Origin of the sequence: Pseudomonas veronii (assembly GCF_001439695.1) — a bacterium.
In the GTDB taxonomy this organism is placed as follows: Bacteria; Pseudomonadota; Gammaproteobacteria; order Pseudomonadales; family Pseudomonadaceae; genus Aquipseudomonas; species Aquipseudomonas veronii.
In genome coordinates, this window is record NZ_JYLL01000023.1 from 47,090 (window position 1) to 70,348 (window position 23,259).

23 protein-coding genes and 2 tRNA genes are annotated in these 23,259 nt (G+C 58.8%); 4 read left to right on the forward strand and 21 right to left on the reverse strand.

Annotation, left to right across the window (positions count from 1 at the left end):
• Window positions 1-2 precede the first annotated feature (2 nt).
• From rimP to rlmE, 9 genes are all read right to left on the reverse strand, one after another.
• Entirely contained in the window at window positions 3-461 is a 459-nt protein-coding gene (gene rimP, locus TU80_RS22685; RefSeq protein WP_026140087.1) for a ribosome maturation factor RimP, read from the reverse strand.
• Window positions 462-602: 141 nt separating this feature from the next.
• Window positions 603-679, reverse strand: a tRNA-Met gene (locus TU80_RS22690).
• 96 nt (window positions 680-775) lie between these two features.
• Window positions 776-861 (reverse strand) — tRNA-Leu (locus TU80_RS22695).
• A 22-nt stretch (window positions 862-883) separates the two neighbouring features.
• Window positions 884-1,267 carry a preprotein translocase subunit SecG gene (secG, locus tag TU80_RS31950; protein WP_010206600.1) on the reverse strand — a complete coding sequence of 128 codons (384 nt, stop codon included), beginning with the start codon at window positions 1,265-1,267 and terminating at the stop codon, window positions 884-886.
• 4 nt (window positions 1,268-1,271) lie between these two features.
• Window positions 1,272-2,027, reverse strand: coding sequence for a triose-phosphate isomerase (gene tpiA / locus TU80_RS22700; protein WP_046382042.1), 756 nt, complete (start codon window positions 2,025-2,027; stop codon window positions 1,272-1,274).
• Between the two features lie 66 nt (window positions 2,028-2,093).
• Entirely contained in the window at window positions 2,094-3,431 is a 1,338-nt protein-coding gene (glmM, locus tag TU80_RS22705) for a phosphoglucosamine mutase (protein WP_017847420.1), read from the reverse strand.
• 16 nt (window positions 3,432-3,447) lie between these two features.
• A complete protein-coding gene (gene folP / locus TU80_RS22710) occupies window positions 3,448-4,299 on the reverse strand; it encodes a dihydropteroate synthase (protein WP_026140085.1) in 852 nt (283 codons plus the stop codon).
• Between the two features lie 8 nt (window positions 4,300-4,307).
• The gene (gene ftsH, locus TU80_RS22715) at window positions 4,308-6,218 is read right to left on the reverse strand and encodes an ATP-dependent zinc metalloprotease FtsH (protein WP_017847418.1); all 1,911 of its coding nucleotides are present in this window, start codon (window positions 6,216-6,218) and stop codon (window positions 4,308-4,310) included.
• A gap of 200 nt (window positions 6,219-6,418) precedes the next feature.
• Window positions 6,419-7,069, reverse strand: a complete 651-nt coding sequence (rlmE, locus tag TU80_RS22720) for a 23S rRNA (uridine(2552)-2'-O)-methyltransferase RlmE (protein ID WP_017847417.1) — start codon at window positions 7,067-7,069, stop codon at window positions 6,419-6,421.
• Window positions 7,070-7,174: 105 nt separating this feature from the next.
• Between rlmE and TU80_RS22725 the strand changes: the two genes are divergently transcribed.
• Complete coding sequence (locus tag TU80_RS22725; protein ID WP_017139256.1) at window positions 7,175-7,483, forward strand: YhbY family RNA-binding protein; 309 nt, start codon at window positions 7,175-7,177, stop codon at window positions 7,481-7,483.
• Between the two features lie 9 nt (window positions 7,484-7,492).
• Here the strand turns inward: TU80_RS22725 and TU80_RS22730 are convergent, their stop codons facing one another.
• From TU80_RS22730 to grpE, 8 genes are all read right to left on the reverse strand, one after another.
• Complete coding sequence (locus tag TU80_RS22730; protein WP_017847416.1) at window positions 7,493-7,897, reverse strand: hypothetical protein; 405 nt, start codon at window positions 7,895-7,897, stop codon at window positions 7,493-7,495.
• Between the two features lie 28 nt (window positions 7,898-7,925).
• Window positions 7,926-8,402 carry a transcription elongation factor GreA gene (gene greA, locus TU80_RS22735; RefSeq protein WP_017847415.1) on the reverse strand — a complete coding sequence of 159 codons (477 nt, stop codon included), beginning with the start codon at window positions 8,400-8,402 and terminating at the stop codon, window positions 7,926-7,928.
• A complete protein-coding gene (gene carB / locus TU80_RS22740) occupies window positions 8,399-11,620 on the reverse strand; it encodes a carbamoyl-phosphate synthase large subunit (protein WP_017847414.1) in 3,222 nt (1,073 codons plus the stop codon). Before carB ends, greA begins: the two co-directional genes overlap by 4 nt.
• Window positions 11,621-11,725: 105 nt before the next feature.
• Window positions 11,726-12,862, reverse strand: coding sequence for a glutamine-hydrolyzing carbamoyl-phosphate synthase small subunit (gene carA / locus TU80_RS22745; protein ID WP_046382040.1), 1,137 nt, complete (start codon window positions 12,860-12,862; stop codon window positions 11,726-11,728).
• A 259-nt stretch (window positions 12,863-13,121) separates the two neighbouring features.
• Window positions 13,122-13,928 carry a 4-hydroxy-tetrahydrodipicolinate reductase gene (gene dapB / locus TU80_RS22750; RefSeq protein ID WP_026140082.1) on the reverse strand — a complete coding sequence of 269 codons (807 nt, stop codon included), beginning with the start codon at window positions 13,926-13,928 and terminating at the stop codon, window positions 13,122-13,124.
• A 10-nt stretch (window positions 13,929-13,938) separates the two neighbouring features.
• The gene (dnaJ, locus tag TU80_RS22755) at window positions 13,939-15,063 is read right to left on the reverse strand and encodes a molecular chaperone DnaJ (protein WP_057005459.1); all 1,125 of its coding nucleotides are present in this window, start codon (window positions 15,061-15,063) and stop codon (window positions 13,939-13,941) included.
• 316 nt (window positions 15,064-15,379) lie between these two features.
• On the reverse strand, window positions 15,380-17,296 hold the full coding sequence (dnaK, locus tag TU80_RS22760) for a molecular chaperone DnaK (protein WP_017847410.1): 1,917 nt from the start codon (window positions 17,294-17,296) through the stop codon (window positions 15,380-15,382).
• Window positions 17,297-17,398: 102 nt separating this feature from the next.
• Window positions 17,399-17,959, reverse strand: a complete 561-nt coding sequence (gene grpE / locus TU80_RS22765; RefSeq protein ID WP_017847409.1) for a nucleotide exchange factor GrpE — start codon at window positions 17,957-17,959, stop codon at window positions 17,399-17,401.
• 254 nt (window positions 17,960-18,213) lie between these two features.
• Between grpE and recN the strand changes: the two genes are divergently transcribed.
• Entirely contained in the window at window positions 18,214-19,887 is a 1,674-nt protein-coding gene (gene recN / locus TU80_RS22770) for a DNA repair protein RecN (protein WP_046382039.1), read from the forward strand.
• 90 nt (window positions 19,888-19,977) lie between these two features.
• On the opposite strand, the gene fur is transcribed toward recN, so the two are convergent.
• Complete coding sequence (fur, locus tag TU80_RS22775; protein WP_046385174.1) at window positions 19,978-20,382, reverse strand: ferric iron uptake transcriptional regulator; 405 nt, start codon at window positions 20,380-20,382, stop codon at window positions 19,978-19,980.
• 98 nt (window positions 20,383-20,480) lie between these two features.
• Here fur and TU80_RS22780 point away from each other — a divergent pair, with 98 nt between their 5' ends.
• Complete coding sequence (locus TU80_RS22780) at window positions 20,481-21,008, forward strand: outer membrane protein assembly factor BamE (RefSeq protein ID WP_046382038.1); 528 nt, start codon at window positions 20,481-20,483, stop codon at window positions 21,006-21,008.
• A gap of 63 nt (window positions 21,009-21,071) precedes the next feature.
• On the opposite strand, the gene TU80_RS22785 is transcribed toward TU80_RS22780, so the two are convergent.
• The gene (locus tag TU80_RS22785; protein WP_057005460.1) at window positions 21,072-21,374 is read right to left on the reverse strand and encodes an RnfH family protein; all 303 of its coding nucleotides are present in this window, start codon (window positions 21,372-21,374) and stop codon (window positions 21,072-21,074) included.
• Window positions 21,367-21,801, reverse strand: coding sequence for a type II toxin-antitoxin system RatA family toxin (locus TU80_RS22790; RefSeq protein WP_046382036.1), 435 nt, complete (start codon window positions 21,799-21,801; stop codon window positions 21,367-21,369). Before TU80_RS22790 ends, TU80_RS22785 begins: the two co-directional genes overlap by 8 nt.
• 168 nt (window positions 21,802-21,969) lie before the next feature.
• Between TU80_RS22790 and smpB the strand changes: the two genes are divergently transcribed.
• Window positions 21,970-22,452, forward strand: a complete 483-nt coding sequence (smpB, locus tag TU80_RS22795; RefSeq protein WP_017847403.1) for an SsrA-binding protein SmpB — start codon at window positions 21,970-21,972, stop codon at window positions 22,450-22,452.
• A 38-nt stretch (window positions 22,453-22,490) separates the two neighbouring features.
• Here smpB and TU80_RS22800 read toward each other — a convergent pair whose 3' ends face one another.
• Complete coding sequence (locus TU80_RS22800; RefSeq protein WP_017847402.1) at window positions 22,491-23,258, reverse strand: FCD domain-containing protein; 768 nt, start codon at window positions 23,256-23,258, stop codon at window positions 22,491-22,493.
• Between the last annotated feature and the right edge of the window lies 1 nt (window position 23,259).

The following is a 23,259-nucleotide window of genomic DNA, read 5'->3' on the forward strand; positions in this document are numbered from 1 at the left end:
TCTCAGTCAAAACTGGGAATAATGTTGGCCTTGTCGATCATATCGATCGGCAACAGGAACTCATGGTCTTCTACTTGCACCACGACATCCTGCTCTTCTACACCGCGCAGAAGGCCCTGAAAATTGCGTCGCCCTTCAAAGGGAGATCGCAGCTTGATTTTCACTTGTCCACCGGCAAATTTTGCAAACTGCTCGAGAGTGAACAGTGGGCGTTCCATGCCAGGCGAGGAAACTTCGAGGGTGTACTCAACGGCGATTGGATCTTCAACATCCAGGACACCACTGATCTGACGGCTGACAATGGCACAATCGTCCACCAGCACGCCGCCCTCTTTATCAATATAAACGCGCAACATTGAGTGGCGACCTTGAGCCGAAAACTCAATACCCCAGCATTCATAGCCCAGGGCCACGACCACCGGGGCCAGCAAGGCCTGCAACTCTTCTAGCTTGCTCGACACCTGAACCCCCTCGTGCATGTATGTGCATGCTGTGCAAAATAAAAAAATGGGCGAAACGCCCATCCTTGAAACGCCGTCGAATAGCGGCGTTGAAAGTGTCCAGCTAACAAAAAGCCCCTTAATAAGGGGCTCCGCTAAAACTGGTTGCGGGGGCCGGATTTGAACCGACGACCTTCGGGTTATGAGCCCGACGAGCTACCAGACTGCTCCACCCCGCGACAAAGCTGGGGCGGAAGTATACGACCGATCCCTTACAGGGTCAATGTAACCTTCCACCTACAAGAAAGCCCGCAACAGCGGGCTCTCCTGATAATTGGTACCGAGAAGGGGACTCGAACCCCTACACCCTATGGGCACAACCACCTCAAGGTTGCGTGTCTACCAATTCCACCACCTCGGCAATACAGCGTTTACAACCCTTCTTACTTCTGCTCTTGAGCTGGAGGCACGTCAGTCGCTGGAGTAGCCGACTTTTGCTCTTGAAGCACCGGGACATCATCAGAAGCCGGTTTTGCTTTTGGTACTTCCAACACTGCTGGGTTTGGCAAACCTACTTGAGTCAGCACATGAGCTTTCTCTTTAGCAAAGTAACCTAACCCTAAGCTGGTTATGAAGAAACCTGCGGCAAGTATAGCAGTAAACTTACTAAGAAAGGTAGAGGAACCTTGGCTTCCGAACACAGTATTTGAAGCACCTGCACCGAAAGACGCACCAGCATCCGCACCTTTACCCTGTTGCAACAAAACCAGGGCAACTACGCCCAGGGCAGCCAACAGATGAAAAACGACTACGACTGTTTCCAGCATTTTTTCAGTTTCCCGCGGCGCGACAAATCGCACCGAACTCATCTGCATTCAGGGAAGCTCCACCAATGAGCCCCCCATCGATATCCGGCATGCCGAACAGTTCGACCGCATTGGCCGCCTTCACGCTGCCGCCGTATAGAAGCCGCACACCTTGTGCGACCTCAGAATTCTCTGCCGCCAACTGCGCGCGGATAGCTGCATGCACATCCTGCGCCTGTTGCGGTGTTGCAGTCAGCCCGGTGCCAATGGCCCAGACCGGCTCGTAAGCGATGACTGCCTTCGCAAACGCACCAACACCCAGCTCCTCGATGATGCTGCCCAGCTGACGCGAGACAACTTCAAGAGTCTTGCCCGATTCGCGCTGTTCAAGGGTCTCCCCTATGCACAACACCGGAATCAAGCCACAAGCCTGTGCCGCTGCGAACTTGCGATTGAGTGTCCCATCCCGCTCGCCCATCAACTGACGGCGCTCGGAGTGCCCGACAAGCACGTAGGAACAACCCGCATCAACCAACTGACTTGGCGAAATCTCACCTGTCAGCGCACCTTGCATGGGTTCCATTGCGCAATTCTGCGCGCCGACCTGAATCGACTTACCTTTCAAGCCATCAACCACTTGGTTGATATGCAAGCAAGATGGAAAAACCGCGACATCAACACCGCTCGGCAAGGCCAAGTGACGAAGGCCATTGATCAGCTCAGCGACACTGGCGCGGGTACCGTGCATCTTCCAGTTACCAGCTACCATAGTGCGACGCATGCTGTACCTCGTCGGTCAAAGTGGGCGCAGATGTTACCCAACCACACCATCACTGGCAAGCCGAATTCAGGAGCAAACTTCAGTTACTAGTTTTGCCAGGTCTTCGGCATGCCCGCGAACCAGGGTTTCGTCCTCACCTTCGACCATGACGCGCACCAGCGGCTCTGTGCCGGACTTGCGCAGCAACACGCGCCCACGCCCCGCCATTGCCAGGGTCACGCGCTCGCAGGCCGCTTTGACAGCCGGGTGTTCGATCGGGTTGTCGCCACCGGCAAAGCGCACATTGAGCAGCACTTGCGGGCACTTACGCAGGGCTTGACGCGCCTGGGCCAGGCTTTCCTGGCGACGGCGCAACGCCAACAGCACCTGCAGCGCGGCAATGATCGCGTCGCCCGTGGTGGTGTGCTGGAAGCACACGACATGCCCGGAGTTCTCGCCACCGATCTGCCAATTGCGCTCCAGCAGTTCGGCAATCACATAACGATCCCCGACATTGGCACGCACAAAAGGAATGCCCAGCTCGCCCAGTGCCAACTCCAGCCCGAGATTGCTCATCAGCGTACCGACGACACCGCCCTGCAAGCGGTTACGCTCATGCAGGTCGCGGGCAATGATGAACATCAAGTCATCGCCATCAACCACGGCGCCGGTGTGATCCACCATCAGCACGCGGTCACCGTCGCCATCAAAGGCAATACCCAGGTCGGCATGCTCGGCCAGGACGGCAGCCTGCAATTGCTCCATATGCGTGGAGCCGCAGTTTTCGTTGATGTTCAACCCGTTTGGCTGGGCCGACAGCACCGTCACTTCCGCACCCAGCTCCTTGAACACGCTCGGCGCCACTTTATAGGTCGCACCATGGGCACAGTCGACGACGATCTTCAGCCCGGCGAAATTGGTGCTGCTTGGCACACTGCTCTTACAGAATTCGATATAACGGCCAGAGGCGTCGTTGATCCGCGACACCTTGCCCAGCTTGCTGGACTCGACCACCGTCATCGGCGCATCCAGCAGCTCTTCGATCATCAGCTCGATCTCATCCGGCAGCTTGGTGCCCTGCCCCGAGAAGAACTTGATGCCGTTGTCATCATGAGGATTGTGCGAAGCACTGATCACAATGCCGGCTTCGGCATGGAAGGTACGCGTCAGGTAAGCGATCGCCGGGGTCGGCATCGGGCCCAGCAGCATTACATCGGCACCGGCGGCGGACAAACCGGCCTCCAGCGCAGACTCAAACATATAGCCTGAGATACGCGTGTCCTTGCCCACCAGGATGCGGCACGCGCCCATGCTGCGGAACGCCATGCCTGCCGCCCAACCCAGCTTGAGCATGAAATCGGGGGTAATCGGAAACTCGCCGACCCGACCACGGATACCGTCGGTGCCAAAGTATTTCTTTGTCATAAGTGCTCCATCATTCTTATTCGGCCGATTCTACTGCGGCAATCATGCGGACGACATCCACGGTCTCAGCGACATCATGCACACGCAAGATACGCGCACCCTTGGTCACAGCAAGTGCCGCCAGCGCCAACCCGCCATAAAGCCGCTCGCCCACCGGGCGATTCAGCGCCAGACCTATCATGCTCTTGCGCGAAACGCCGACCAACAAAGGTCGACCCAGGGCATGCAAGGCTTCCATATGCTTGAACAGACTTAGATTGTGCTGCAGGGTCTTGGCGAAACCAAACCCCGGATCGAGGATGATCTTGTCGGCAGCAATCCCTACGGCGGCGCATTGAGCAATGCGATCAGCCAGGAACCCGCTCACTTCGCCAACCAGATCATCGTAGTGCGGATTGTCCTGCATGGTGCCGGGCTCGCCCAGCATATGCATCAGGCACACCGGCAGGCCGGTCGCCGCGGCGGCGTCCAGTGCGCCATCACGCTGCAACGAACGCACATCGTTGATCAGCCCCGCACCCAGGCGCGCCGTTTCGCGCATCACCGCCGGGGTCGATGTATCCACGGAAATGATCACATCCAGCTCGCGAGCGATGCGCTCGACGATCGGCGCCACCCGCTCCAGTTCCTCCACGGGAGAAACCACGCGAGCACCGGGCCGGGTCGACTCGCCGCCGACATCGATCAAGGTCGCACCCGCCGCCACCATCGCCTCGGCGTGACGCAACGCAGCATCGAGCTGATTGAAGCGACCACCATCGGAAAAGGAATCGGGGGTTACATTAAGAATGCCCATGACATGCGTATGGGCCAAATCAAGAACCCGGCTGCCGCAAGGCAACCGGGTGGAGGACGACGCAAAAGTCATTTCAAACCTTAGTGGTCAGCTGCAGGACCGCCGATCGGGTTTTCAGGGCGTTCGTTCTGAACCACTGGCGGCGTGCCAGAGGTGCCCGAACCACCTTCCCAATCGCGAGGTTCACGCGGTGTACGGCCCGCCATGATGTCGTCGATCTGATCGGCATCAATGGTTTCGTACTTCATCAGCGCATCCGCCATGGCATCCAGCTTGTCGCGGTTGTCGGTGAGGATCTGCTTGGCCGTGCCGTAGCACTGGTCAATGATGCTGCGCACTTCGGAGTCGATCAGCTTGGCTGTCTCACCGGAGAAGCTGGCACTTTGACCGCCACCGCCACGTCCCAGGAACACTTCGCCTTCTTCCTCGGCGTACATCAAAGGACCGAGTTTTTCCGACAGGCCCCACTTGGTCACCATGTTCCGCGCAATCTGGCTGGCACGCATGATGTCGTTGGAAGCGCCGGTGGTGACACCGTCGAAGCCCAGGGTCATCTCTTCAGCAATCCGGCCGCCGTACAGCGAGCAGATCTGACTGATCAACGCACGCTTGGAGAGGCTGTAGCGATCCTCTTCCGGCAGGAACATGGTCACACCCAGCGCCCGACCACGAGGAATGATCGACACTTTGTAGACCGGGTCATGCTCAGGCACGACGCGCCCTACGATAGCGTGACCGGCTTCGTGATAAGCGGTGTTCTGCTTCTCTTTCTCGGACATGACCATGGATTTGCGCTCGGCGCCCATCATGATCTTGTCTTTGGCCAGTTCGAACTCTTTCATTTCCACGATGCGCTTGCCGGTACGGGCCGCAAACAGCGAAGCCTCGTTCACCAGGTTGGCCAGGTCGGCACCGGAGAAGCCAGGCGTACCGCGGGCAATCACGGCCGGAGCGACGTCGTCGCCCATGGGTACTTTACGCATGTGGACTTTCAGGATCTGTTCACGACCACGGATATCCGGCAAGCCCACCACAACCTGACGGTCGAAACGGCCTGGACGCAGCAATGCAGGGTCCAACACATCCGGACGGTTGGTTGCGGCAATGACGATGATGCCGTCATTCATTTCAAAGCCGTCCATCTCCACCAGCAACTGGTTGAGGGTCTGCTCACGCTCATCGTGACCACCGCCCATGCCAGCACCACGATGGCGACCAACGGCGTCGATTTCATCGATGAAGATGATGCATGGCGCGTGCTTCTTGGCCTGCTCGAACATGTCGCGAACACGGCTGGCACCGACGCCGACGAACATTTCGACGAAGTCCGAACCGGAAATGGTGAAGAACGGCACCTTGGCTTCACCGGCAATCGCCTTGGCCAGCAAGGTTTTACCGGTACCCGGCGGGCCGACCATCAGCACACCGCGTGGAATGCGGCCACCCAGGCGCTGGAACTTGCCCGGATCACGCAGGAACTCGACCAGCTCACCCACTTCTTCCTTGGCTTCGTCGCAACCGGCGACGTCAGCCAGGGTGGTCTTCACCTGGTCTTCGGAGAGCAGGCGCGCCTTGCTCTTGCCGAAACTCATCGGCCCGCCCTTGCCTCCTGCACCGCCTTGCATCTGGCGCATGAAGAACATGAACACGGCGATGATCACCAGGATCGGGAAGCTTGCCACCAGGAGTTGAGTCCAGATGCTCTGCTGCTCAGGCAGCTTGCCTTCGACGATCACGTGGTTATCCACCAGGTCGCCGATCAGACCGTTGTCCTGGATTGCCGGACGAATGGTCTTGAAGCCGTCGCCATCGTTGCGCTTGCCGGTAATCACGTAGCCATCAACCGCTACGCGCTCGACCTTGCCATCCTTAACTTGCTGGATGAAGTCGGAATAGTTGAGGGTCTGCGGCTCGTTAGGGCTGGAGAAGTTGTTCATCACCGTCACCAGGACAGCCGCGATGATCAACCACAGGATCAGATTCTTTGCCATATCGTTCAATTAACTACCCTCTGAAGCAAGCTCCGCTACTGGCGCGCGCTTCGCATGATATTCACCGGCCTAACTTACTACATTACCTACAACTCTGGCAGGCGCCGTCTGTAACCCTTTGTGAAACTTTGACTACACAATATTCGTAAAGCTTCGTGACGAAAGCGATATAAAAAAACCTATCGACTCCCCTCAAACCTTCAAAGGCGCTCATCACTCGCTGCACCTTCGATACCGCGGAACCCCCGCGCCAGCAGATATTGCTCGCGAGACCGGTCCCGTGAGGAGTCCGGTTTACGCATCTGCACCTTATCGAACAGCTTGCGGATGTTCTTGTGGTACTCGTCGAAACCTTCGCCCTGGAAGACCTTGACCAGGAAATCACCACCCGGACGCAATACCCGCCCCGCCAGATCCAGCGCCAACTCGCACAGGAACATGGCTCGCGGCATATCAACAGCCGGTAATCCACTCATATTGGGGGCCATGTCGGAAATCACAAGGTCCACCTGCGAATTTCCCACAGCCTGCAGGATCTCAGCTAACACCGCATCCTGGGTAAAGTCACCATGGACGAAGGTCACATCCGGGATGCTGTCCATCTCCAGGATGTCGGAAGCGATCAACCGGCCTTGCCCGCCAATCAGACGACTGGCCACCTGGGACCAGCCACCCGGGGCGGCGCCCAGGTCGATCACGCTCATGCCGGGACGGAACAGTTTGTCCTTGTCCTGAAGTTCCAGCAGCTTGTAGCTGGCCCGGGAACGGTAGCCGTCCTTTTGCGCCTTTTTGACGTAAGGGTCGTTGAAATGCTCTTGCAGCCACTTAAGGCTAGTTTTGGAACGGGCCACGGGCCACCTCGAAAATAAAACGGGTCGTGATTAACTGGGCGGTCCCGGACTCGCTCGGGTAAACTGGCCGCCGCTTTTTACAAGATCAGACGCAGGGGTCAGATTATGCCGCTCACTCAAGAGCAGAAGAAACAGTACAAATCCATTGGCCACCATCTGAAACCAGTTTTGATCGTGGCCGACAACGGTTTGACTGAAGGTGTGTTAGCCGAACTTGAACGCGCATTGGGCGATCACGAACTGATCAAGATCAAGGTCAACATCCTTGACCGCGAAGCGCGCCTGGCCGCCATTGCAGAACTGTGCAAGGTTGGCAAGGCAGACCTGGTTCAGGTCATCGGCAAGATGGCACTGCTGTATCGCAAGAACTTCAGCGTCAACAAGCAACTGTCGAACGTTCATCGCTTCAAATGACAACAAGGGTCACGGGCGTGCTTCGCGCGCCCCGCCACTCCACCCAGGCGCCGGTTGCATCACCAGCACCAGGCCGGAAAACCCTAGCACAAGATAGCTGAATAGCTGCCAGCGCAACGCTTCCGGCAGCCACACATGCACGATGCAATACATTGCACATGCATACAGCGCCATCAACAGCAGTTGGCCGCGAATATCCCGCCACAAACTCCCCAAGCCTTCGGCCTTGATCAGCACCAGCGCCTGAAGCGTCACGCACGCCGCCGCAAAACCCACCAGCAGCGCACTCAGTAATCCATCGATCTCATCGATCAACAACGGCGCCAGGCCAATCAGGCCCAACGCCGGTAACACGCCAATATGCAACAACCACAGGCCGCCCACCCACAGCATCTGGGCAAACTGCCAAAGCATGGCGCCCGCACGAAGCGGGCGCCGCCTTTCAGACATGGCGAACTTCAACAATCTCGTACTCGATCACGCCACCGGGCGTTTTCACAACCACCACATCACCCTCTTCCTTGGCAATCAAGGCACGGGCCAGTGGCGAACCGACGGAGATCTTGCCGAGTTTGAAGTCAGCTTCGTCTTCACCGACGATGTGGTACACCACGCTTTCGTCGGTTTCGACATTGGCGATTTCCACCGTGGTGCCGAAAATCACTTTGCCGGTGTGCGGGATGGTCGTGACGTCGATGATGACCGCATTCTGCATACGGCCTTCGATGTCACGGATCCGCGCCTCGACCATACCCTGCTGCTCGCGGGCAGCGTGGTATTCGGCGTTTTCCTTCAAGTCACCCAGCTCGCGGGCCGTACCGATGTCCTGGCTCAGCTTTGGACGTACGACCTTGGTCAGATGGGCGTGCTCCTCTTCCAGGGCCTTGGCGCCCCGAACGGTCATTGGGTATTTGATCATGCCTTCAATCCTGCGTGTAGATCCTGCAAGCGACGCACGGTCTTTTCCGGACCGAACTTGAGCGCTTCGCAGATAGCTTCGCCAGCAGCAATGGTCGTGGTGCAGTAGATCTTGTGCTGCAAGGCATTACGACGAATGGAGTAAGAATCCGCAATCGACTGACGACCCTCAGTGGTGTTGATGATCAGAGTGACTTCGTCATTCTTGATCATATCGACCACATGCGGACGGCCTTCCGTCACCTTGTTCACGCGACGCACTTTCAGACCCGCCGCTTCAATCAGCCTGGCGGTCCCGGCGGTGGCCACGATCTCGAAGCCCAAGTTGATCAGATCACGGGCCACGCCTGCAACCAGTGGCTTGTCATCGTCGCGCACGCTGATGAAAGCAGTACCGCCGGTCGGCAGCACTTCGCTGGCACCCATCTGGGCCTTGGCGAACGCTTCACCGAAGGTATCGCCCACGCCCATCACTTCACCGGTGGACTTCATCTCTGGGCCCAGGATCGGGTCCACGCCAGGGAATTTGGCGAATGGGAACACCGCCTCTTTCACGCTGTAGAAGTTCGGAATGATTTCCTTGGTGAAGCCGATTTCCTTCAGGGTCTTACCGGCCATCACGCGGGCAGCGATCATGGCCAGGGACACACCGATGCACTTGGACACGAACGGCACGGTACGCGAGGCGCGCGGGTTGACTTCGATGACGTAGATGTCTTCGCCTTGCAGCGCCAACTGTACGTTCATCAGGCCGACCACACCCAGTTCCAGGGCCATTTTCTTGACCTGTTCGCGCATCTCGTCCTGGATGTGCAGCGGCAGCGAGTAAGGCGGCAGCGAGCACGCGGAGTCACCGGAGTGAACGCCCGCCTGTTCGATGTGCTGCATGATTGCGCCGATGACCACGTCAGTACCGTCGCAAACCGCATCCACGTCCATCTCGATGGCGCAGTTGAGGAAGTGGTCCAGCAGCACCGGGCTGTCGTTGGACACTTTCACCGCATCACGCAGGTAACGCTTGAGTTCTTCTTCTTCGTAGACGATTTCCATCGCCCGGCCGCCCAGTACGTAGGACGGACGCACCACCAGCGGGTAGCCGATCTTGCTGGCCGCACGCAGGGCTTCGTCTTCGCTGCGCACGGTAGCGTTCGGCGGCTGACGCAGGTTCAGGCGCTCGACCATTTGCTGGAAGCGCTCACGGTCTTCGGCACGGTCGATGGCGTCCGGGCTGGTGCCGATGATCGGCACGCCGGCGGCTTCCAGGGCACGGGCCAGTTTCAGCGGGGTTTGGCCGCCGTACTGGACGATCACGCCTTTAGGCTTCTCGACGCGCACGATTTCCAGCACGTCTTCCAGGGTGACCGGCTCGAAGTACAGGCGGTCGGAAGTGTCGTAGTCGGTGGAAACGGTTTCCGGGTTGCAGTTGACCATGATGGTCTCGTACCCGTCTTCGCGCAGGGCGAGGGCGGCGTGTACGCAGCAGTAGTCGAACTCGATGCCCTGGCCGATACGGTTCGGACCGCCACCCAGGATCATGATCTTGTCGCGACCCGACGGTGCAGCTTCGCACTCTTCCTCGTAGGTGGAGTACAGGTAGGCGGTGTCGGTGGAAAACTCGGCGGCGCAGGTGTCAACGCGCTTGTAGACCGGGAAGATGTCCAACTTGTGGCGATGAGTGCGCAGGTTTTTCTCAGTCACACCCAGCAACTTGGCCAGGCGCTGGTCGGAGAAACCTTTGCGCTTGAGGCGGAACATGGTGTCGCGGTCGATGCTGGCCAGACCCAGGGTCTTGACCTTCTCTTCTTCCTTGATCAGATCTTCGATCTGCACCAGGAACCACGGATCAATCATGTTCATGCCGAAGATGTCTTCGACGGTCATGCCGGCGCGGAACGCGTCAGCGACGTACCAGATACGCTCGGCACCCGGCACGGTCAGCTCGCGCTTGAGCACGCTCATGCTTTCTGGATTGCTCAGGTCGAGCTTCTCGTCCAGGCCGCAAACGCCGACTTCGAGGCCGCGCAGGGCTTTCTGCAGGGATTCCTGGAAGGTCCGGCCAATGGCCATGACTTCGCCGACCGACTTCATCTGGGTGGTCAGGCGCGCGTCTGCCTTGGGGAACTTCTCGAAGGCGAAACGTGGCAGCTTGGTCACGACGTAGTCGATGGACGGCTCGAAGGACGCCGGGGTCTTGCCGCCGGTGATGTCGTTCGACAGTTCGTCCAGGGTGTAACCCACAGCCAGCTTGGCCGCGACCTTGGCGATCGGGAAACCGGTGGCTTTCGAGGCCAGGGCCGACGAACGGGACACACGCGGGTTCATCTCGATCACGACCATGCGGCCGGTGTTCGGGCAGATACCGAACTGCACGTTGGAACCGCCAGTCTCCACGCCGATCTCGCGCAGTACCGCCAGGGAGGCGTCACGCAGGATCTGGTATTCCTTGTCGGTCAGGGTCTGTGCCGGAGCAACGGTGATCGAGTCACCGGTGTGCACGCCCATCGGGTCGAAGTTCTCGATGGAGCAGACGATGATGCAGTTGTCCTTCTTATCGCGGACAACCTCCATCTCATATTCTTTCCAGCCGATCAGGGATTCGTCGATCAGCAGCTCTTTGGTCGGCGACAGGTCCAGGCCGCGGGCGCAGATTTCTTCGAACTCTTCACGGTTGTACGCAATACCGCCACCGGTACCGCCCATGGTGAAGGACGGACGGATGATGCACGGGAAGCCCAGGGTCTCGAGGACCGCATTGGCTTCTTCCATGCTGTGGGCGATACCGGAACGCGGGCACGCCAGGCCGATGGACTTCATCGCCTTGTCGAAGCGCGAACGGTCTTCGGCCTTGTCGATGGTGTCGGCGTTGGCACCGATCATCTCAACGCCGAATTTTTCCAGGATGCCTTCGCGCTCCAGGTCGAGGGCGCAGTTCAGGGCGGTCTGGCCGCCCATGGTCGGCAGCAGTGCGTCCGGACGCTCTTTCTCGATGATCTTGGCAACGGTCTGCCACTTGATCGGCTCGATGTAGGTGGCGTCGGCCATGGCCGGGTCGGTCATGATGGTGGCCGGGTTGGAGTTCACCAGGATGACGCGGTAACCCTCCTCGCGCAGGGCTTTACAGGCCTGGGCGCCGGAGTAGTCGAATTCGCAGGCCTGGCCGATCACGATCGGGCCAGCGCCGAGAATCAGGATGCTTTTTATGTCTGTACGTTTTGGCATGGGTTTGTCACTCAAATCCGCAGGTCAGTCGGCAAGCCGTCTTGAACAATCTTTGAAGAGCCTGCGGGGGCCACCGACAGTCGGGGCCGCCCGCAGGCCGCTCAGTCAGCGTCGCTTGGCCATCTCATTGATGAAACGGTCGAACAGCGGCGCTACGTCGTTCGGGCCCGGGCTGGCTTCAGGGTGGCCCTGGAAGCTGAACGCGCTCTTGTCGGTGCGCTCGATGCCTTGCAGGGAACCGTCGAACAGCGACTTGTGGGTCGCACGGACGTTGGCCGGCAAGGTCGTTTCATCCACCGCAAAACCGTGGTTCTGGCTGGTGATCATCACTACGCCGGTGTCCAGGTCCTGTACAGGGTGGTTCGCGCCGTGGTGGCCGTGCCCCATTTTCAGGGTCTTGGCGCCGGAGGCCAGAGCGAGCAGTTGGTGGCCCAGGCAGATACCGAACACCGGGATCTCGGTCTCCAGCACGTCCTTGATCGCCTTGATGGCGTAGTCGCATGGCTCAGGGTCACCCGGGCCGTTGGATAGGAACACGCCGTCCGGCTGCAACGCCAGGACGTCGCTGGCAGGGGTTTGCGCCGGCACCACGGTCACGCGGCAACCGCGCTCGACCAGCATGCGCAGGATGTTGTACTTGATGCCGTAGTCGTAAGCCACTACGTGGTAGGGCAGATCAGCAGCGTCGATGGTCTCGTGGCTGTCGGTCTTCAAGTCCCAGACAGTGGAGCGCCAATCGTACTGTTCCTGGGTGCTGACGACTTTCGCCAGGTCCATGCCCTTCAGGCCAGGGAAGCCTTGCGCCGCAGCAATTGCCGCAGCCTCGGAGATATTCTCACCGACCATGATGCAGCCGTTCTGCGAGCCTTTTTCACGCAGGATGCGTGTCAGGCGGCGCGTATCGATACCGGCGATCGCCACAACGTTGTTGGCTTTCAGGTAATCGGACAGCGACATCGTGCTACGCCAGTTGCTCGCAACCAGTGGCAGGTCACGAATCACCAGGCCCGCGGACCAGACGCGATTGGACTCGACGTCTTGCGGCGTAGTACCGGTGTTGCCGATGTGCGGATAAGTCAGGGTAACGATCTGTTGGGCGTAGGAAGGATCGGTAAGGATTTCCTGATAGCCGGTCATGGCAGTGTTAAACACCACCTCTCCAACGGTTTGACCGTCGGCTCCAATGGCTTCGCCGCGAAAAATGCTGCCATCAGCAAGGGCGAGTATGGCTGGCTTAGTCAAGAAGACCTCCCGTAAATAAAGCCTGAAAGGGCGATCGCAGGTTGTAAAAAAGCGGAGTGACGTATGGACACGTCACCCCGCTTCTTCACTGAATTATTCTGCGCGCTTTTAGTGGACACACTAAAGCTGTAGCTTACAGAAAAAGGCTGTTTTGGTCCACCGCTAATGAGCCTTAAAGGCAGGAGAATGCGACAGGACGTCGCTTAGCGGGTAAAAACGGGGCCTTAGGATAATCCCGAGGCCCCATTTTAGCTACTGATTAGTGCAGATCCAGCACATCGCGCATGTCATACAGACCCGGCGCACGCCCATCCAGCCACAGCGCGGCACGCACCGCCCCCTTGGCGAATGTCATGCGGCTGGAGGCTTTGTGCGTGATTTCCAGGCGCTCGCCTTCAGTGGCGAACAGCACGGTGTGATCACCGACGACATCGCCACCACGAACGGTGGCAAAACCAATGGTGTCACGCGCACGCGCGCCGGTATGACCTTCACGCCCGTACACCGCCACCTTCGACAAGTCGCGACCCAGGGCATCGGCGATAGCCTCACCCATGCGCAACGCGGTTCCCGACGGCGCATCGATCTTGTGGCGATGATGGGTCTCGATGATTTCGATATCCGCCTCATCGCCCAGCACGCGCGCCGCCAGATCCAGCAGCTTGAGCGACAGGTTCACGCCCACGCTGAAGTTGGCGGCAAACACGATGGGAATATCCTTGCCCGCCTCGACCAGCAACTGCTTCTGCTCAGCGCTCAAGCCGGTGGTGCCGATCACCATGGCCTTGCCCGCCTTGCGGCAGAACGCCAGGTTTTTCAGCATCACGTCCGGCAGCGTAAAGTCGATCAGCACGTCGAATTCGTCCGCCACCTGCTCCAGATTGCCGGACAACGACACCCCGATACGCCCCAGCGAAGCCAGCTCACCGGCATCGGCGCCGATCAGCGTACTGCCTGGGCGAACGATCGCCGCGGTCAGGCCGGAGGCCGGCGAGCGCTGCTGTACCGCTTCGATCAGGGTTTTACCCATGCGCCCGGCAGCGCCCATTACGGCTATACGTCGCATACTCAATTCCTTACAAGTCGCCGAAGAAGCGCTTCACGCCATCGAAGAAGCCCGTGGTTTTCGGCGAGTGGGAGTCGTCACCCTCCAGCGAACTGCGGAACTCTTCGAGCAACTCGCGTTGGCGACGACCCAGGTTAACCGGCGTTTCCACCGTGACACGGCACATCAGGTCGCCCGCACCGCCACCACGTACCGGCGCCACGCCTTTGCCACGGATACGGAACTGCTTGCCGGTCTGCGTCCCCTCAGGGATCTTGAGCTTGACCCGACCATCCAGAGTCGGAATCTCCAGCTCGCCGCCCAGGGCCGCATCAACGAAGCTGATCGGCACTTCGCAGAACAGGTGCTTGCCGTCGCGCTGGAAGATCGAGTGCTCGCGCACATTGATCACCACATACAGGTCACCCGTCGGGCCACCCTGGGTCCCCGCCTCGCCTTCGCCCGACAGGCGAATGCGGTCACCGGTATCCACGCCCGCCGGCACTTTGACCGACAGGGTTTTGTACTCTTCGACACGCCCTTCACCGTGGCAGGAATCGCACGGGTCAGAAATGATCTTGCCTTGGCCTTGGCACCGCGGGCAGGTTTGCTGCACCGAGAAGAAGCCCTGCTGCATGCGGACCTGACCGATACCACCGCAGGTCGGGCAAGTGATCGGCGAGGAGCCTTTCTTGGCCCCCGAACCGTCGCACGGCTTGCAGTTGACCAGCGTCGGCACGCGGATATTGACGCTGGTGCCGCGCACGGCTTCTTCCAGGTTCAGTTCCAGGGTGTAGCGCAGGTCGCTGCCGCGCTGGGCACCGCCACGCTGACCACCGCGGCCACCGCCGAAGAAGTCGCTGAACACATCGCCGAAAATATCGGAGAAGTTCTGGCCGCCGAAGCCGGCACCGCCGCCACCCATGCTCGGGTCGACGCCGGCGTGACCGTACTGGTCGTAGGCCGCACGCTTGTTGGGATCACACAGGCATTCGTAGGCCTCGTTGGCCTCTTTGAACATTTCTTCGGATTCTTTGTTATCCGGATTACGGTCCGGGTGGTGCTTCATCGCCAGGCGACGGTAAGCCTTCTTCAGGTCCGCCTCGCTGGAACCGCGCTCCACACCCAATACTTCGTAATAGTCACGCTTTGCCATAAGTCTTTGCACTCTTAAGGACGTTCAGCCAGACCCTCCTGAGCCTTGCCGAACTCGTTGAGCCCCAATACAGGCCCGGACCCAACTCACGTCAATTCAACGATCCTGGTCATAACTGCTTTCAGCCAGGGACCCGGCCAAAAACGCGGTGACTGTCGCCGGAAAGCAGGAGCATTCCCGATCACACCGCCAGCATCCGAGCCTTGTCGCATGCTGTAAAAATTCGCATACCCCAGACACGCCAACGCGGGAGCAAGCTCCCGCGCGGCGACATCCTACCAGTCACCGCTTGATAGCGGTCAACCGGCCAAGCAGATTACTTCTGCTCTTTGACTTCTTCGAACTCGGCATCGACAACATCATCGTGCTTGGCTTCAGGCTCTGCCTGATGCGCGGCACCGTCAGCTGGCTGACCTTGCTCGGCGTACATTTTCTGAGCAACCGGCGCGGAGACCTTCGACAGTTCCTCAACCTTGGCTTCGATGGCAGCCTTGTCGTCGCCTTTAACTGCGGCTTCTAGGGCAACCAAGGCCGCTTCGATTGCGGTCTTCTCTTCGGCAGTCACTTTGTCGCCAGCTTCAGCGATCATTTTGCGCGTCGAGTGAACCAGTGCGTCGCCCTGGTTACGGGCAGCCGCCAACTCTTCGAACTTCTTGTCAGCCTCGGCATTGGTTTCCGCATCACGAATCATCTGCTGAATTTCTTCATCAGACAGACCAGAGTTGGCCTTGATGGTGATCTTCTGCTCTTTGCCAGTAGCCTTGTCTTTGGCGCCTACGTGCAAGATGCCGTTGGCGTCGATGTCGAAGGTCACTTCGATTTGTGGCACGCCACGTGGTGCTGGTGGAATCTCGGCCAGGTCGAACTTGCCCAGGGACTTGTTCTGCGCCGCTTGCTTACGCTCACCTTGCAGCACGTGAATGGTCACGGCGCCCTGGTTGTCATCGGCCGTCGAGAACACTTGCGATTTCTTGGTAGGAATCGTGGTGTTCTTCTCGATCAGCGCAGTCATCACGCCACCCATGGTTTCGATACCCAGGGTCAGCGGGCTGACGTCCAGCAGCAATACGTCTTTCACGTCGCCGGCCAGTACCGCACCCTGGATGGCAGCACCCATGGCAACAGCTTCGTCCGGGTTCACGTCTTTACGTGCTTCTTTGCCGAAGAACTCGGTCACCAACTTCTGAACCAGTGGCATGCGGGTCTGACCGCCGACCAGGATCACGTCGTTGATCGCACTCACTTCGATGCCGGAGTCTTTCAGCGCGATGCGGCAAGGTTCGATGGTGCGCTGAACCAGGTCTTCAACCAGCGCTTCCAGCTTGGCGCGCGAGATCTTCACGTTCAAGTGCTTAGGACCGGTAGCGTCTGCAGTGATGTACGGCAGGTTAACGTCGGTCGACTGAGCCGAAGACAGCTCGATCTTGGCTTTCTCGGCAGCTTCTTTCAGACGCTGCATGGCCAGCGGGTCACCCTTGAGGTTCATGCCGCTTTCTTTCTTGAACTCGTCAACGAGGTAGTCGATCAGACGGATGTCGAAGTCTTCACCACCCAGGAAGGTGTCGCCGTTGGTGGCCAACACTTCGAACTGGTGCTCGCCGTCAACTTCCGCGATTTCGATCACGGACACGTCGAAGGTACCGCCACCCAGGTCATAAACGATGACAGTGTGGTCGCCCTTGGCTTTGTCCATGCCGTAAGCCAGAGCGGCTGCGGTTGGTTCGTTGATGATACGTTTTACGTCCAGACCCGCGATGCGGCCGGCGTCTTTGGTCGCCTGGCGCTGGCTGTCGTTGAAGTAGGCCGGAACGGTGATCACCGCTTCAGTCACGGCTTCACCGAGGTAGTCTTCGGCGGTTTTCTTCATCTTTTTCAAGATTTCAGCCGAGATCTGTGGCGGCGACATTTTCTGGCCGTTCACTTCAACCCAGGCGTCACCGTTGTCAGCCTTGGCGATTTTGTAAGGGACCATCTTGATGTCTTTCTGTACGACTTCTTCCTCGAACTTACGCCCGATCAGACGCTTCACCGCGTACAGGGTGTTGTGCGGGTTGGTCACCGCCTGACGCTTGGCCGACTGACCGACGAGGATTTCGCCGTCGTTGGCGTAAGCAATGATCGACGGCGTAGTACGCGCGCCTTCGGCGTTTTCGATGACTTTTGCAACGCCGTTTTCCAGCACGGAGACGCAGGAGTTGGTGGTCCCCAGGTCGATACCGATAATTTTGCCCATGATTTACTCTCCCGAAACTTGAATTTGGATGCCGCAGCAGTGGTGGCTAACTGCGGTAGCACTTAAACGCTTGACTTATAAATGGGGGCCTTGCGGCGTATTTCAAGCCTGCTCATCAATCGAAGGTGAAACCGGTGCAGGCGCCTTGCTGACCACGACCATTGCTGGACGCAGCAGGCGACCGTTGAGCTGGTATCCCTTCTGGAATACTTTCAACACGCTGTTTGGCTCAAGGTCATGACTTTCCTGCATCGCCATGGCCTGGTGATGCTCGGCATTGAACGGCTCGCCGCCTTGCGGATCGACAGCCTCCAACTGATAACGCTTCAGGGTGTCCTGGAACATTTTCAGGGTCAGCTCGATACCTTCACGCATCGGGCGGATGTTTTCGTCATCCGGGTTGGACAACTCAAGGCCGCGCTCCAGGCTGTCGATGATCGGCAACAGATCACCGGCGAATTTTTCCAGCGCGAACTTGTGGGCCTTTTCTACATCCTGCTCGGCACGGCGGCGGACGTTCTGCAGATCGGCGGCAACACGCAAAGATTGATCCTGCGCAGCGGCCAATTGCTCTTCGAGCACTTGCACACGAGTCGCCAGCTCATCACCGGCAGCCGAATTGGCGTCTGGAGTTTGCGTATCCTGCGTCTGTTCGTCAGCCATAGATTTCTCCTTTCAAAATCATGCGCGAACTCAACTCGCGCTTCTGTTCCGGTATATGGGGCCACAATTTCCAGGTTCAAGGGTGCGGGCGTCACCAAAAGTCTTTCATCTGATCCAGATCAATTCCGACCCATTCATTCCTCTTCGCACTAAAAAAAACATCGAAGCAAGCAAATCGAGCTAAGCGCCAGGATTGTCAGCCTGGAACAAAACACTGTATAAATAACCAGACCTAAAGCCTGGGAGCGGCCGTCATGCTCGTGCACCTGTCCGTACATAACTACGCCATCGTTGAACATCTGGATCTCGAACTGGATCGCGGGATGAGCGTAATCACAGGCGAAACCGGCGCCGGCAAGTCGATCATGCTCGACGCCCTCGGCCTGACCCTGGGCGACCGCGCCGACAGTGGCGTGGTACGCCCCGGCGCAGACAAGGCCGACATCCTGGCGACCTTCGACCTGGCGGACATCCCCGAAGCCGAAGCCTGGCTTGCCGAGCGCGACCTTAATAATGAAGGGCCGTGCATCCTGCGCCGGGTCATCACCGCCGAAGGCCGCTCCCGTGGCTACATCAACGGCACGCCCTGCCCGCTGGGTGACTTGAAGGCCCTGGGCGAGCTGCTGATCGATATCCACAGCCAGCACGAACACCAATCCCTGCTCAAAACCGACACCCATCGCCGCCTGCTCGATGAATACGCCGGCGCCACCGACCTCGCCCGCCAGGTCCAGCTCGCCGCCCAACGTTGGCGCCAGACCCGCCTGGAACTGGAGCGCCTCTCCAATTCCGGCGACGAGCAACGCGCACGCCACCAATTGCTCAGCTATCAACTCGAAGAGCTCGAAAGCCTTGGCCTCGGCGAAAGTGAGCTGGAACAGCTTGAGCAGGAACACAAGAACCTCACCAACGCCGAAACCCTGCTGGGTATTTGCCGCCAGGTGGTGGAGCAATGCAGCGAGAGCGACTCGGGCAATGTGCTCAATGCACTGACCGTCAGCCTCAATCGGCTGTCCAGCGTAAACAATGCGTCCGGCTCGCTGAATGAAGCCACGACCTTGCTGACCAGTGCACAAATCCAGGTAGAAGAAGCCGTAGGCGAACTGAACCGTTTCCTCGATCACTTCGACGCCGACCCGGCACGCCTGCAGGAAATAGAAGAACGCCTGGACACCATCTACACCCTGGCGCGCAAACATCGGATCCAGCCGACTGAAGTGGCAACGATGCAGCAGAAGCTGCTGGATGAAATCGAAACCCTGAACGCGAATGACGAGTCCATTGAGCGCCTGGGCGACGAATTGGCTTCTTTCGCCCGCCATTACCAAGAGAAGGCCCGCGAACTGAGCGATCTGCGCCATCAAGCCGCCACGAGCCTGGCCAGCGCGGTCGAGCAGGAAATCCAGCGCCTCGGCATGCCCGGCGGCCGCTTCACCATCGAACTGCACAGCAATACCAGCGCCGAACTGCAGCCCCACGGCCTGGAACAGGTAGAACTGCTGGTCAGCGCCAACCCAGGGCAACCGCTCAAAGCGCTGGCAAAAGTCGCCTCCGGGGGCGAACTATCGCGGATCAGCCTGGCGATTCAGGTGATCACCGCCCAAACCTCACGGGTTCCGACGCTGGTCTTTGACGAGGTAGACGTTGGCATTGGTGGCCCGACCGCAGAAATTGTCGGCCAACTGCTGCGTCGCCTGGGGGATCGCGGCCAGGTGCTGACGGTTACCCACTTACCGCAAGTAGCCGCCCAAGGGCATCAGCATTTGTTTGTACACAAAGTACGCGGCAGCGATGCGACGCACACGGCGGTGTCCAAGCTGAACAAGTCGGAACGCGTGGAGGAAGTCGCGCGCATGCTCGGCGGCATCGACCTGACCAAGGAGTCCCTGGCCCACGCGAAAAAAATGGTGGTGGCGGCGAAGGCCTGACCGAACCGGCAATTTTCTCTCTGTAAGAAAGCACGAAGGCGACCCGGGGGTCGCCTTCAATCGTTCCGCAGAGCGAATCTGCGTCGATTTTTACTTTTTCTTACGTACGTAAAGAACCAAATTGTGGTCCGACAACTCGTAGCCATGCTCCTCGGCAATTGCCTTCTGCAACCGCTCGATTTCCGGGTTGGTGAATTCGATAACCTCACCAGTGTCCACGTCGACCATGTGGTCGTGATGACCACCATCAGCCAATTCGAACACTGCGTGACCGCCGTCGAAATTATGACGAACCACCAGCCCCGCGGCTTCAAACTGGGTCAGCACGCGGTAAACCGTGGCCAGGCCAACGTCCTCATTGGACTCCATCAGCGCCTTGTAAACATCCTCGGCACTCATGTGGCGCTGCTCAGCAGAATCGAGCATTTGTAGAATCTTGACGCGTGGCAGAGTCACTTTAAGACCGGCTTTGCGTAGTTCGCTATTTTCAACCATGGTTAGCTTTCTCGCGGATGCTGCTTCGCAGCTTCTCTTAATACGGGTATGATCGGCGTTTACGTTGTCCCAGCCAAGATAGTGGAAGTCGCCCACCGATGCAAAACACCAAGCTCTTGCTAACCAGTTTCACCTTTGTGGGACTGCTCGCACTCGCCGGTTGTTCATTCCCCGGGGTTTACAAAATCGACATCCAGCAGGGCAATGTCGTCACGCAGGACATGATAGACCAGTTACGCCCGGGAATGACCCGACGGCAAGTACGGTTTATTATGGGCAACCCCCTGCTGACTGACACTTTCCACGCCGATCGCTGGGATTATCTCTACAGCATCCAGCCTGGGGGCGGTGAACGCCAACAGGAGCGCGTCAGCGTCATCTTCAATGGCAATGATCAACTGGTCAGCCTGTCCGGCGATTTCATGCCCGGCGTAAGCCGCGATGAAGCCTTGCTGGGCAAGGATAACGGCACCAACGTGACTGCGCCTGCGCAGGAAGCCGAGAAGCCGAAATCCGAAGTACCGGCCAAGCCTGGCTCATTGCTCGACAAGATCCAGAAAGACGTCGACCGCGTACAAACAGTTCCAGTCCCGACGCCACAGCCTCTGGACACCAGCCCGCAGTAAGTTTGCGGCGCTCGATAAAAAGCCCGGCATGCCGGGCTTTTTGTTGCCTGCAGATTCGCCGGCCTATGAACGCTGTTGCTTGACCAACGCCGCCTTGGCCGCTCGCAGCCGCCGCACTTCTTTGGGGTCGGCCAGCAGCGGGCGGTAGATCTCGATACGATCACCTGACTGCACGGTGCAGGTATCGGGGTCGAGCACTGCCTTACCGAATACCCCCAACGGGCAATCAGCAAGGTTCACCTCAGGAAAGTGCGTAGCAATCCCCGACGCCTGCACCGCAGCCCGCAGGCTCGTCCCCGCTGGCACCGCGACCGCCACCAACACCTGGCGATCCACGCCGGCATACACCACTTCAATCTCAACCATGCAGTTGCTTGGCTCGCTGACAGAATGCGTCGACCAGGGTATTGGCCGCCTGATTGAACAAAGGCCCCAACGTCGCCCGCACAATGGGCCCCGCATAATCGAAGGACAGATCCAGGCTGATCTTGCAGGCTTTCTCGGTCAACGCCTTGAACACCCAGACACCATGCAATTGAGTAAACGGCCCTTCCTGCAGATTCATTTCAATGGACTTGCCCGGCACCAGGACATTGCGTGTCACAAAGTGCTGGCTGAGCCCCCCCTTGGCCACCCCGACACTGGCAACCATGTGCTCATCACTGCCTTCCAGCACCTCGGCGGTCGAGCACCAAGGCAGGAATTCCGGGTAACGCGCCACGTCGTTGACCAGGTCATAAAGCACCTGGGCCGGATAGGGCAGCAGGGCCGAACGTTGAATATGCGTCGTCATGTGAGCGTTATTTCCACAGCTGAGCGGCAAACATCGCGAAAGAACAACCCGATCCGCGAGAGAAAAAAACCAAAGAACTGCCGGTATTGTCCGGGATTCGTCCAACACGCTCAAGCACGCAGGTTGACCGTAGCCGACACGCTCGCAACGCCCTATAATGCCGCCCCTATGGCTAAACAAAAGAAACACCCCACAGGGACCATCGCGCAGAATAAAAAAGCGCGACACGATTACTTCATCGAACATCGGTTCGAGGCTGGTCTGGTCCTGGCCGGCTGGGAAGTAAAAAGTCTGCGTGCCAGCAAGCTGCAACTGGTCGACAGCTATGTGCTGCTCAAGGATGGCGAGGCATGGCTGCTCGGCAGTCATATCACCCCGCTGACCACCGCGAGCACGCACGTGATTGCCGACCCGGTACGCACACGTAAGCTGCTGCTCAATGCCCGCGAACTGGACAAGCTCGCCGCCGCCGTACAGCAGAAAGGCTATGCCTGCGTCTGCCTGTCCTGGTATTGGAGCAAGCATCTGGTCAAGTGCGAGATCGCACTGGGCAAAGGCAAGAAGGAATACGACAAGCGTGACACCGAGCGCGAGCGCGATTCCGACCGTGAACTGCATCGCGCCGTGCGCAACAAGGGCAAGGAAGAATAATCCTTGCGCCGCTGTAGCCTAGGGCGCTTCGCCCCTGGCTACATGCCCTTGCGCCGCGCCGCCCGGGCCACGCGCTGAACTTCCTGACGTACCTCCTCCAACACCTCCTGCACATACAACAGATGACGTGTTGAGACTTCCCGCGCTTGCTCGGCCCGCCCCTCGATGATTGCCAGGTACAAATCCCGGTGCTGACTGATCAGCATATCGCGGGTTTCCGTGCGCTGCTGGTACATGCCGCCAATGTTGGTCACCACGTTCCGCTTGAGCAGGTCGAACAACCCGCGGATGGTGTGCAACAGCACAGCATTGTGGCTGGCCTCGGCAATGGCCAAGTGAAACCGCGCATCCGCGGCCCCCTCCTCTGCGCGGCTGACCTTATCGTCGCGCGCGTAACAATCCTGTAGCGCTTCAAAGGCCGCCGTCAGCCGCTCACGGTCGACTTCGGTAGCGCGCAATGCCGCGTAATAGGCACAGGACGCTTCGAGGGTTTGGCGAAACTCCAGCAAATCACGCTGCGCCTCGGGATTGTTTTCCAGCAGGTGCAACAACGGATCGCTGAACGTCGAGCCCAACGAATCAGACACATAATTGCCACCGCCCTGGCGACTGACCAGCAACCCCTTGGCCGCCAGTTTCTGAATCGCCTCACGCAGCGAGGGGCGCGAAACGCCGAACTTTTCAGCCAACGCGCGCTCGGCCGGCAAGCGCTCGCCCGATTTCAGCGTGCCCTCAAGGATCATGCCCTCAAGCTGCTCGACAATATCGTCAGACAAACGGCGCTGACGCACCTGATCAAACCCCATA